Genomic DNA, 13,839 nt, shown 5'->3' on the forward strand with positions numbered 1-13,839 from the left:
GATATCCCGACTATTGAATCCGTGCCAAGCATCGCTCTTGCGGAAGCAGATTTAGCTGATGGCTCGTCACCAATTGTTGGTGCAGTAAGCCAAACCGAAACCATCTCGTTTACCAACCAAAGTGATGATGTTGAGAAGTTCCGATTAGAGCCGACAGAGTTCAATACAGACAATTCACTCAAGTCAGATGGTTTGATCATTGAGATCCGTGAAGAGCCAGCAGGGTCGGGTAGTTACATTGGTTTCACCACCAGCATCTTGAATGTAGAGACGACAGTATTCACCGTAGATTTCAGTAGCAGTACATTGGGTGAATATACCTTTACCTTATTGGAAGCTATCGATCACAGACCAATTCAGGGTAATAATGATCTGACATTCAACTTGCCGGTATACGCGGTTGATAGCGATGGCGATGACTCTCTAATGTCGCCGTTAGCTGTCACTATCACTGATGATATCCAATCATTAGTTGCTGGTTCTATGACCGCCAAAGAACCATCAACAGGCGTTGAAACATCTAATACCATTAATCTAATGCCAGATAGCAGTGCGGATGGCGGAACACTGACCAGCTTTAGCTATGATGGTGAGGCGCTACAAACACTGAATCAAAATGTGGCGGGGGAGCAGTCGTTTACTTATGACGAGGGCACACTGTTTGTCTCTATTGATGGCAGCATGCGCTTTGAGCCTGTATCCGATTTGGACCATTCAAGTGGCAACATTGTAAAAACTATTACAGTTAACTCAGTGGATGGTGATGGGGATATTGTTAGTACTTCCGTATCGGTGACGATTGAAGATGGTGATGCTCCAGTTATCGACCTTATCCCAGATGTTGCGCTAAATGAAGCGAGCTTGAGTGATGGATCTGCTTCAACAGGCACGCCAGTAGCCGAAACCAAAGTCATAACTTTCATTGAGGGCAGTGATGACGTTACGCACTTTAGAGTTGATACCGTCAATTTCAATACTTTGGGAGCTCTGAAGTCAAATGGCCTTGTCGTTGAAATCAAAGAACAACCAACGGATTCAGGCCACTATGTAGGCTTTGTTACTGACGCGTCAAATGTTGAGACCAATGTTTTCACGCTTGAGTTTTCAGACAGCAACATAGGTCAATACACTTTCACACTCTTGGAAGCGTTAGACCATGCAAATGCAAGCCTTGCCAATACTTTAGATTTCGATATTCCCGTGATAGCGGTTGACGCTGACAACACGGACTCCGCCTCGTCTTCTCTGAACGTGACAGTTACCGATGACTTGCAACAGACTCAAGACCGTACGTTAAGCATTGTTGAACCAGTGACAACGTCAGGCGCTGGTGGGCCACCGTCAACGGGTATTGTAGATGTGATGCCAACAGACAGTGCAGATGGCGCAACGGTCACTCAGTTTATGTACGGTACTGACGGACCGTTCGTCTTAGACCAAACGAACTTCACTGAACAAGAGTTTGCCGTTTCAGATGGGAAACTGTTCGTTAAGTTAGACGGTTCTGTGCGATTTGAGCCAGACCGAAATCTCGACCACTCTGGTGGTGATATCGTTCGCACCATTACTGTTACCACAAGTGACTTTGATAAAGATGTCGAAACAGCGACGGTGACGCTCACTATTACGGATGGTGTTGATCCTTTCATCAATATTGTGCCAGACGTTTACTTGTCAGAAGTGAACCTAACCGATGGCTCGATGCCAAGCTCGGGGCCAGTGAGTTCAACGCATACCATTACTTACACAGAAGGAAGTGACAATTTCAGCCATTTCAGTATCGATACCAATGAATTCAACTTTGGAGGTTTGCTGAAATCGAACGGCTTAGTCGTGGCATTGAAAGAGGATCCTGCGGATTCAGGAAATTACATCGGTTTCACCACTGACGGTTCAAATAATGAAACAGATGTCTTCACTATAAGCTTCGATAGTGTTAGCAAAGGTCAATTTACGATTACCTTGTTAGAGGCGGTCGATCATCTAAATGGCCTCAATTACAACGACCTGAACTTCCGTTTGCCTATCTATGCTGTTGATACGGATGATTCAGAGTCAGCACGACGCGATATTGTGGTAACGATTGAAGATGATATTCAGCAAATGCAGGATGGAATCTTAACGATTACTGAGCCAACTTCAGGCACACCTACAACGGCGACCGTTGATGTCATGCCATTGCCAAGTGCCGATGGTGCGACTATCACTGAATTTACCTACGACGGTGGGCTAGCAATTTCGCTCGATCAAATGGCTATTGGTGAACAAGAGTTTACCTTCACGGAAGGTTCTTTGTTTGTCACATTAGATGGTGATGTTCGATTTGAGCCAAACCGAAACTTAGATCACTCGGGTGGGAACATCGTTAAGAACATTGTTTTCACCTCTTCAGACTTTGATAACGATGTCTTTATGTCGAGTGTTCGATTGACGATCATTGATGGTGAAGACCCAGAGCTGAATGTGGTTCCTGGCGTCAATTTATTGGAAAGTAATCTATCCGATGGCTCTTCTCCAGACTCGAACTTGATTAGCGAGACCAATACCATCACAACAATTGCTAGTAGTGACGACATTGCGAAGATTATCGTCAATACCTCGCTGTTCAATGTTGGGGGTACTATCAAGTCAAATGGATTGGTCGTTGAACTTCGAGAAGACCCGGTAAATTCGGGAGATTATTTAGCGTTTACCACCGTGTCACCGGGCGTTGAAGTGCCTATTTTCACATTAACGTTTGATGATCTGATTCCAAGCAAATACACCTTCACACTTCTCGAACGTTTGGATCATCCAGATGGCGATGATAATAATGAGATTAGTTTTGACTTGACGGTTAGCGCTCAAGATACAGACGGTGATGTTTCTGATCCTAAACCGCTCGAAGTAATTATCGGTGATGATGTTCAGGTTATGCAGTCTGGAGATTTACTCGTTACTGAGCCTACATCTGGCACAGTGAGTAGCAATATTCTAGATACCATGACAGGTGATAGTGCCGACGGTTCAACCATTACTAAGTTTACTTATGATGGTGGTTCAGAGGTACTTCTAAACCAAAGCGATACTGGTGAACAGGAGTTTGTGTATCCAGAAGGAACATTATTCATTAAATTGAATGGCGACATTCGCTTTGAGCCAAATAGAAACTTAGATCATGAAAATGGCGACATCGTTAAGACGATCGTTGTGACATCGCAAGACCAAGATCTCGACATCGAAGACGCAACTGTCAGGTTAATAATTAGTGATGGTGCTCCACCGACGATTGACATCATTCCACCCGTGGGCTTGAGTGAAGTTAACTTAGCCGATGGCTCTTCACCAAGCTTACCTGTTAGCCAGACGGAACAGATAACGTTCACTGCTGGTAGTGACGATGTAAGCTACTTCCGCATTGAACCTACTGAGTTCAATATAGGTGGCGCTCTTAAATCGAACGGTTTGGCAATTCAGATAAAAGAAGATCCAGCTGATTCAGGGAATTATGTTGGCTTTACCAAAGATGCCCTCGACGTTGAAGTTGATATCTTTACGATTGATTTCTCTACCACCGTATTAGGACAGTACACCTTTACACTGCTGCAAGAGATCGATCATGCTGACGTGCAGGGTAATAATGACCAAGTATTCACACTGCCAGTTTACTCTGTTGATACCGATGAAACGGATTCAGCTATGAAGCCGCTCAGCGTGACGATTACCGATGACGTACCTGAAATTACAGATACAGGAGTTGGCAGTACCTTTATTGTTGATGAAGAAGATATAGGTAACCCAACGCAAGCGACAGGCTCTTTTGTTACGACTGAAGGTGCAGACCAGGTCGATGCTTACGAACTTCGCAATATAGCCGCTTTGGAAGCGATGCTTTCGTCTGGAAATGAAGGTATTGAGATCACCGAGATAGCAGGCACGGCTAATACAACGACTTACCAAGGTGCTACAGAGACATCGGGTACCCCAATCTTTACTCTAGCATTGACCAATGATGGTGATTACACCTTTACCTTGTTGGGGCCACTAAACCACGCCACCACACCTACAAATCTCGATACGCTGACTATACCTTTCGACGTGGTAGCGGTCGATCGAGATGGTGATGATTCGAATCAATACCGATTACCAATAGAAGTACTGGATGATGGTCCAACTATGACCGCCCCAACGGGAGAAACTGTCGTCGACGAAGATGATTTGGCGGGAATTGGTTCTGACCAAAGCGAAGATACCATCATAAATGGCTTGTTTACCATCGATGAAGGTGCTGATGGAGTCGTCCTCTATGAATTGGTAAACCCTGATGCCGTCTTATCTGGGCTCACCTCTGATGGAGAAAGCTTAGAGTGGCTTCCGGTCGTTGAGAGTGGCACGACATTTACCTACACAGCACAAACAGAGACAAGCAACGAAGCTGTGTTTGAGATTGTGTTTGATACGAGCGACAACAGCTATCAGTTTGAGTTGTTTAAACCGCTCAAACACCCAGATGCGGATACAGAAAACAGTATCCCACTTAACTTCTCTGTGGTCGCCGAAGATTTCGATGGTGATCAATCTAACGCTATCGCGCTTAACCTATCCGTGACGGATGATGTTCCTCTTGTGACGACTCAATCTATTACTCGTCTTGAAGGGCAGAATTATGGTGGCTCTAAAGTAAACATGTTTGCTGCTGCGACAGACACTGGTGCTGATGGGGCTGTGCTTACGCAAATAGAGGGTACTTCTGATGGCGACACTGGCATCGTATTCCGTAGAAGACCGAGTGACACAGAAAGTGATACCTATGATCTTAACTCAGGTCGTCAACAGATACGTGTTTATGAACAGGAGTATGATGCTGGCGGTAATGTTATAGACGAAAGAGAGTTAGGGCGCTTGCGTATCAACTCTAACGGTGAAGTTGAGTTCAGAGCCAACGGCTATCTAGACCATGATGGTGATGAGATTAACTTCTCGATTAACGTAATAGCAACCGATGCGGATTTAGACACATCTGAAACCCCGTTAGATATCACTATTGTTGATCGCGACTCAACGGCTGTTTCATTGAAAGTCACCACTACTGAGGATATCGGTCGTGACCCTTCAATAGACTATGCCTCTGGTAGCGAGCCAATAGACCTAGAAAACACCTTTGATAATCAAGATGGTCTGTCTGATGCTCCCGCTCAAGTTGCCTTGCAAGTGAATTTGTACGATCAAGACAATACTGAGGCGATCGGGCAACTGAAGATCTTCGACAATACCAACCATAGAGGTACCTTCTACTACTTTGATGGCTCAGAGTATGTGAAGTTATCGGAAGATGGAGATGGCAATTTCATTCTGGATGGCGCAGATATTGTTCAGAGCTTCATGCCAGACCCTGATGATCCCACAGATCCAAAAGATATTATTGCTACCATCGACAACCTCTACTTTGTCCCTGACCGAAACTTTAGTACTGGTGAAAATGGCGTCAGAATCAATTATGAGTTGGAGATCGACAACAACGGTGCACCTGACCACACCGTAAGCTCTAACTTTAGAATTGAAATAGAAGCGGTGGCCGATGAAGCTGAGTGGGATGGTGTAAATAGCACGTTCACTTATCTCCCAGATACCGACAATATGGGCGCAGATATACCGGTAACGGAGGACGGAAATACTATCACCCTCAACCTTGAGGCGGACTCTCAAGATACTTCTCGTCCTGAAACACTGACATATCAACTTACGGTTGATGAGGGCGCTGGAAAATTCACTTTGTTGGATAGTTCAGGTAACCCGATAGGGCCTGATGGAGGTCCCTATGTTATTGACGCGGCGGACATTAATAGCACAGTCGTCGACCCGATTGATAACTTTTCAGGCACCATTAGTTTCAAAGTTGTGGCTTTAACAGAAGAAACTCGTAATCCATTCCTCGATAGCGATAACAGTGGTACTAACAGTAAACAGTTTGCTACTTCTGAAGAGCGAACAATCGTCATTGATGTGCTTCCAGATGCCGATTTGGGCACCTTAACCGTGAATCGTAAAACCATTAATGAAGATAATATTCTCGACCCAGATGTCGTAGGAGATCCAAGCAATAGAGTTCCGTTGACACTGGACCAAGTAATTACGATGACCACATCAGCCGACTCAGACAGTTCGGAAACCTTGTATGTGCGAATCAACAATATCACTGAAGGCGCCGAGCTTTACGAGTTAGGAACCAACAACGTTATCCCAACAGTGACAATTGACGGCATCGATTATCAAGAAATTCTTTACTCTGAATTAGCTAATGTAGAGGTTATTCCTAAAGAGCACAGTAACGAAGACTTTACCTTTGATGTTCTAGGTGTAGTTAAAGATGAAGCGTCCCTCTCAACTGGTACTGTAGTCGATGAAGTTACGTTTGGTCCAAAGACCGTCAATATCGAAGTTATTGGTGTTGCGGATGTACCATTCGGCGGTACTAACGGCACTGATTGGGAAGAGTTTACCGATGGTGGTGTGAGTGGGGTACAAACGACAATCCAAGAGAGCCAGAACGGAGACAGCTTCGCAGTTCTTGACTTTACGGTGCTGTCTGGTGAGCGAAGACCTGATGATCCAGCTGATGCTCCTCTTGCAGGTGATGGTTCAGAATCAATAACTGTCGTGTTATCAGGTATCCCTGAAGGTGTGGTCATCGAAGACGGTGATGGCACGGTAATAGACCTCAACTTCGTTGGTTATGAAGAAGATGGTAGTGGTAACCCTGATCTTGATAAGCCTATCTATGAAGCGAATATCACTGAAGCTGGCGTAACGTCAGGTATCATTATTCGACCTGTCGACTCATCGACCGAGAATATTCATATTCAAGGGCGAATCGTCGTTACAGAGAATGACGGCCATACCTTAACATTCGACCAAGAAGTTCGAGTTCTCGTCAAACCAAGGATCGACACCTCTGCGACTTACAGTAACATTACTTCCGGAGACGAAGATACAGCCATCAATATCGACTGGCATCCTCAAGGTGCAAATTATATTGATGACGATGAGCATTTTACTTCCATCACGATTAATGGAATACCTGCAGGTGTTATCGCGGCCGTTAATGGTGATGTTACCGTTGATGACAGCGTTGCCGGTACATTGGTCATTACCCCGAAAGACGCATCCCAAACTCCAGAGCAGTTTACCCAGATTGCTTTAGTCAACAACTTCATCCAACTAACGCCTCCGGAAAATTCCAGTGAAGACTTTACCATCACTACAATTCTGGAAGTTGAAGAGCGAGATTTCGAATATACGCCGAGCGGCTTGTTGGACGAAGATGGTGGTTTTATCGAGGCCAATCCACCGATTGCAGGCACAATCACAGTGCAAGTTATACCTGTTGTAGAACCAACAGATGCTGATAATTTGATTGTATTTTCCAATGAAGATGGCAGTGGGGAACTGACAACGATTACCTCTGATACTGCGGGGGTTATTAAATTCACAACCAATAGCGATAACCTAGCAACCAGTGGCGAGTACGTTATTCATTATAAAGAGGAAGATGTGTCTCCCGAGTTTGCTATCAATGAAGTCGTTAACGAAGTCGTCATTCAGTTGACGACTACGACTGATGGCACATTGCCAGAAGAGGTATTGAGTCAATTGCTCGTGACTGGCGCGGTCTATGAAGGTGACGGCCGCTGGGTGGTAACAGACGAAGATGCATTTGCGATTAGCGCCCCTGAAGGTCTAGATCTAACTGCACCATATGATGATGGTGTAGATACCAACACCAGTAGCATCAAAATGACGGTCTTTACTCAAGTTGAAGATTTAGGGGATGAAGCGGGTGATCAGAACTCAGCGATTGTTCAGAGACAAGGTGAGATAACATTAACCTTCCCTGAAGAAATTGCAGGTGGTGGTGAAATCGCTGCTGATATTGCTGCGACTCCAAATCAAACAATCGACGCGGTTGAAGACACTCAGCTTATGCTCGGTGATGCTCTTGAAAGTATCATTAGCTTCAGCGGTGGCGATGCCTTTAATGACCAAATTACCATCGTTATTGATGATACCGTGGTTGTTAACCCTGGAGACCCTGACGAAACAACCATAAATATAAGCATTGGCGGCAGTGGTGAGATTGACTTCGTTAACGGCGAGTATGTATATCAGTCCACTTTGGTACAAGGAGTAACGCCAGACTTCTCTGATTTGGTATTGAATTTACCTGCAAATTATTCAGGTGACTTTGACTTGCCATTTACGGTGATCACCAAAGACCTGATATCGGGTGATGAGAAGGTACTTGATACTAGCGCCATCATTAAAGTCTCTGCGGTAACCGATGTAGCGCCAAGTATTTCTGTCGATATTACGGGTTCTTTGGATGATTCGTTGAATCCAGTCGATATCGATGGTCAACCGGGCGCTGAAGCTGTGGGTTATGAAGACACCTATATTGTGCTTGATTTCTCTGGCTCGGTTGCAGACCAAGTCAATGGTGTTGAAGGCGGTGATGAGCGTTTCACTGATATCACTTTAACGTTAACTGACACCAGTAATGGTGAATTCTACAGTGATACTGGAACGCCATTGGGTACATCCATATCCTTCACCGAAAGTGAAATTGAAAACGGTGCCTTGTCGGGCGTGTTGTTTAGACCGAAAGAAAACTTCCCGACTTATGATGATGTGAATGGTGTTGATGTCAGCACTGTGAGCGTTACTGTGAGTGGGAACATTTTAGATACGGCGACGTTCAATGAAGGTGGTTCTAGCACAACAGAAGATGCAACAAGCGAGTCTTTCTCAACGGTAGTGAGTTTCGATGTTGTTCCTGTTGTGGACGATGTTCAAATTACAGGACCGGGCAGTGACCCTGATATCATCGAAATCACAGGTACCGAAGATCAGGAGATATCACTTGCTGGCTCAAGTCCTGTGTCGATTGCATTGACTGACCTAGATGGTTCGGAAGAGTTTGTCTCTATCAAGTTCACCGATGTGCCAGATGGTTTCCAGTTTAGAGTAGATAACTCTTCTGACTTTACTGTTAAGAATAATGGTGGAGGCGTGTGGAGTGTCCAACTACCATCAAGTGTGTCGAATTCCTTTGATTTGAGTGAAATATCTGTGCTGCCACCGAAAGACTTCAGTGGTACTTTCGAGTTTGGCGTCGAGGTGTTTACCCAAGAGTCCCTTCTTGGTGTACCAACCAACGCAGGAACATTACCAAGCTTCTTAGTTCATGTTGTTCCAGAGGGTGATGATATCGATACTAACCCGACTGATTCCATATCAGGCGTGGAAGGTGAGAATATCGATATTGAAATTAACGCGACCGTTTTGGATAACGCACTTTCGGCTACAGGCAGTGGGACTTATACAGAGAACGATCACGAGACAATTCGAGTCGTCGTCAGCAATGTCCCTTCAGATGCTTCAATTTTGTATCCAGATGGAACAACGTTAGGCACTTATGATGCGGGCACCGATACTTGGACACTAGATGTAGATGCAACCTCACTCGATAAGATTGTATTTAACTCCGGGGAACATAATTCCGACACTGGTAACGCGCTTGGTATTGATACTCCGTTGTCTATTTCTGTGCGCTCAGTAGATACCGATGCCGACAATACTGAGTATTTAGGTCCAGAAACCACGTTCGATGTGGATTTGGTGATTGATCCAATCAATGACCAACCAACCTTCGTCAACATTGAAAATTTAGAGACTCCAGAAGATACGTCTATAGCCTTAAGTGATGTGTCGGGCTTCAAAATTGAGGACCCAGACGCTGTCTATGATGATCCAAGTGCAATATATACATTAGATTTAGAGGTCGACCAAGGCATCTTGAGTTATACCTCTTCTACAGGGGTAACCGTAGAGCCTGTATCCGGTACTGGAACTGAATTGACGCTTACGGGCACTTTGGCTGATATCAATGATGCTCTGGACAATGGTAGCGTTAGATTTGAACTTGGCGCTGATGAAAACTACCTAAATCAGGGCGGCGTTGCGACAGTCACTGCCACTGTTGATGATGGTGGTAACAATGGCGCACCGGGCCCGCTCACCAATGTAACCACATTTGAAATTAAGGTTACCGAGGTGAATGATGCTCCAGATGCAGTAGATGTTATAGATCTAGGTACGATTTCTGAAGGGGATCAGATAACTATCAAGGCGGAAGATATAATAGCTGTTTCAACTGATCCGGAAGGAGATCTACGAACAGTCACCGCACTGACTCTGGCATCAGGACAAGGTTTATTAGAGTATTTTGAAAACGTTAATGGTGATGACAATATGTCAATCACTGGGCCTTATTGGATATTTACTGCAAATGACGAATATGATGTGGTCAGCGGCGATATCAGTTTCTCATATACCATTCAGGATGACGGACAAACTAATGGCGTTGATGACTTCTTAACAGACAGTGGCACATTGAGCTTAACGGTAACGGGTGTTAATGATTCGCCTGTTATTAACGGTGACAATGTCACGTCAGTCATTGACGAAGATGTCGACCAGTTGATTAGCGGCATTACCGTCGCAGACCCAGACTATGTTGGTCTTCATGCGGGTGACTTCATGACGGTCACCTTAAGTGTCGATTTTGGTACTTTGTCGGTAACTCTTCCTGGAACAACGACAGTGACAGTCAGTGGGCAAGGTACAAGTTCAATTATGCTGGAAGGGATACCTGCCGACATTAACGATATTCTCAACACACCAACCAACCCAGTCGGGGTGTTTGTGAATACGCAATACATTCCATCGAATAGTATTAACCTGCAGGTTGTAGCGGAAGACAGCGGCAACCCATCTGGCATTATCATCGAAACCCCACCAGAAGAGTTTACGATTCAGGTAACACCGGTCGCGAATACACCGAGTTTGTCTATCGACCCTGCAATGAACTATGTTCGCAACATTACCGCAAGCCAAACGGCGAGCGCGAGTGGTATTCCTTTGGTTGGTATTGTAGCGGCGTTGGCTGACATCAATGAGATCCTGACTCTGAATATCAAAGATGTACCGGCGGGTGCCTCTGTGATTAGTAGTGCCGGTACCGTCGCACTCAATGGTGGTGTCTGGGTAGCATCCGCTGATGCGATTGACAGCCTAAAAATTGTCGACCTTCCTGAAGACGCAACACCATACACTATCAAGCTGGAGGCAGTTTCTTCGGAGCTAGACGACATGAATATGGTGATCTCTCCTGGGGCAACATCCTCAGAGATAGACCTCAATCTGACGATTGTCGCGGATGCAACTGACATCGATTTAAGTGCGACAGCGGATGATGTCCAGCTACTTGGCGATGGCGGTAATGCGGTTCTTGAAGCGGGGAGTGGTGATGATCTTATCGAGGGAGGTAGTGGTAACGATGAGCTGATTGGCGGTGATGGCAATGATACCTTAATCGGTGGTGATGGTTTCGACATCCTCACCGGTGGCGATGGTATGGACTCGTTCGTTTGGCTCAATATTCAAGATGGAGTTGAGGACACGATTACCGACTTTGATTTATCGGAAGGGGATAACATAGATCTGAGAGAAGTGTTGCCTGAGCTTCAAAACACTACGCTAGATATGGCAGTACTGCTGCAACAGATAGATGCAAAAGTTGTAGACGTTAATAATATAGAGCTAACGATAAATCCAGATGGTATGGGCACTACACAACAAGTGATCGTGGTGGAGGATCTTGCTCCGCAACTGACACTCGCCAGTACCATGCCTGATGACATCTTAGATGCGCTAGTACAGCAGAACGTGATTATTCATGGCTAAAGGCCAACCTTTATAGGAGAAACGCCGACTCAATTGAGTCGGCGTTTTAATTGTTGAGATAGGAGAAGAGACTAGATAGTGGGTGAGGCTATTTTAAAGAGTTCTTCTGTAATAGCTCATCTTCAACACCCTTTAGCTTCATCTCATCCATAATGAAGTTGACTGTGTTCAGTAGGCGCTGCTCGCCTTTTGGAATTAAGTAACCGAATTGGCTATTAGTAAATGGTGTCTCACAACGCGCGGCTTCTAAGCGCTCATCGGTGACTTGATAGAACAAACCTTCTGGTGTTTCTGTCACCATCACATCGACTTTGCCTGTCGCGACCGCTTTCGGTACATCGAGATTGTTCTCATAACGAGTACAGCTTGCCTGTTGCAGGTGTTTATCTGCGAACGCTTCGTTGGTTCCACCAATGTTGACGCCAACTTTGACCGAAGGTTGATTAACTTTGTCTATAGTATTGAATTTCTCGGCAGTACCTTTGGCGACCAGAAAGCACTTACCAAAAGTCATGTAACCTTGGGTTTGTTCTGCAGCAAGTTGACGTTGCATCTTACGAGTGATGCCACCCATTGCGATATCGTACTTATCTTCTTCTAAGTCTGTGAGCAGATCTTTCCAAGTTGTGCGAACTAGTTTGAGCTCAACACCCAGTTGTTCCGCTATGTGTTGGGCGACGTCAATGTCGTAGCCTGAATAGCTTTTTCCATCGAAGTATGAGAAAGGTTTGTAGTCACCTGTCGTGCCCACTCTTAGCGTACCTGACTCTTGGATATCTTCCAACTGGTCAGCCGCTGCTGTTCCACTCACAGCAAGAACGATTGAAGCGAGTAATAAAGAGATCTTTTTCATTGTTATTGTCTGTTGTGTTTGGTGTGAGAATTAAAACTAACAGAAAGAGAAGAAGAAAGAGATCAAACCAACGCGTAATTAGACTTTATTGCCAAAAGTAGCAATTAGTCTGACTATTAACTGACATATTGTCTGATTTATACCCCATGATAAGCCTAATACGTCTAGCTGATCACAGATTCTAACTCAAGGTCATTGCACAATAGGCTCTGCACCAATATAATATAATCATACAATAACACATTACTTGAGTTTAGGAGTTAGTTATGACAAAACCTGTCATTGGTTTCATTGGCCTTGGTCTTATGGGCGGCAACATGGTTGAGAACCTACAAAAACGTGGTTATGAGCTAAACGTTATGGATCTTAACAAAGAAGCGGTTGCAGCTTGTGTAGCTCGTGGTGCAAAAGAAGCAACTTCTGGCAAAGAACTTGCAGAAAACAGCGACATCGTAATGCTATGTCTTACAACGTCTGCTGTTGTAGAAAAAGTGGTATACGGTGATGAAGGTATCCTAGCGGGTATCAAAGAAGGTGCAACACTGATTGACTTCGGTACTTCTATCCCAGCTTCAACGCGTAAGATTGGCGAAGACCTTGCAGCGAAAGGCGCTGGTATGATTGATGCACCTCTAGGTCGTACACCAGCTCACGCGAAAGACGGCCTACTAAACATCATGGCTGCGGGCGACATCGAAACATTCGACAAAGTTAAACCTGTTCTTGATGAGCAAGGCGAAAACGTATTCCACCTAGGTGCTCTAGGTTCAGGTCACGTAACTAAGCTTGTAAATAACTTCATGGGTATGACGACTGTAGCAACAATGTCTCAAGCATTCGCTGTTGCAAAACTGGCTGGCGTTGATGGTCAACAACTGTTCGACATCATGTCTGCAGGTCCATCTAACTCTCCATTCATGCAGTTCTGTAAGTTCTACGCAGTAGATGGCGAAGAGAAGCTAGGTTTCTCTGTAGCAAACGCGAACAAAGATCTTGGCTACTTCCTAGAAATGGTTTCAGACCTAGGTACAGAGTCTCTAATTGCTGAAGGTACGTCTAAGAGCCTACAAGCTGCAGTTGATGCAGGTCTAGGTCAAAACGACGTTCCAGTACTATTTGACTACTTCACTAAGCTAGAGAAGTAATACAAATAAGCCCTGCTCATGAGAATTTTTCTTCCTTTTCTCTCATGAGTAGGGATGTTT

The 13,839-nt window shown here is 44.9% G+C and carries 3 protein-coding genes; 2 read left to right on the plus strand and 1 reads right to left on the minus strand.

Features of this window, described 5'->3' with window-relative positions:
• Positions 1–11,781, plus strand: an 11,781-nt coding sequence (locus KI743_RS14245; protein WP_285466913.1) for a cadherin-like domain-containing protein, incomplete at its 5' end; no start/stop codon positions are given.
• Positions 11,782–11,869: 88 nt separating this feature from the next.
• Here the strand turns inward: KI743_RS14245 and KI743_RS14250 are convergent.
• Complete coding sequence (locus tag KI743_RS14250) at positions 11,870–12,634, minus strand: transporter substrate-binding domain-containing protein (RefSeq protein ID WP_285466914.1); 765 nt, start codon at positions 12,632–12,634, stop codon at positions 11,870–11,872.
• A gap of 266 nt (positions 12,635–12,900) precedes the next feature.
• Between KI743_RS14250 and KI743_RS14255 the strand changes: the two genes are divergently transcribed.
• The gene (locus KI743_RS14255; RefSeq protein WP_285466915.1) at positions 12,901–13,779 is read left to right on the plus strand and encodes an NAD(P)-dependent oxidoreductase; all 879 of its coding nucleotides are present in this window, start codon (positions 12,901–12,903) and stop codon (positions 13,777–13,779) included.
• The last annotated feature ends 60 nt before the right edge of the window (positions 13,780–13,839 follow it).

It is taken from the genome of Vibrio sp. D420a (genome assembly GCF_030248625.1).
GTDB classification, from domain to species: Bacteria; Pseudomonadota; Gammaproteobacteria; order Enterobacterales; family Vibrionaceae; genus Vibrio; species Vibrio fortis_A.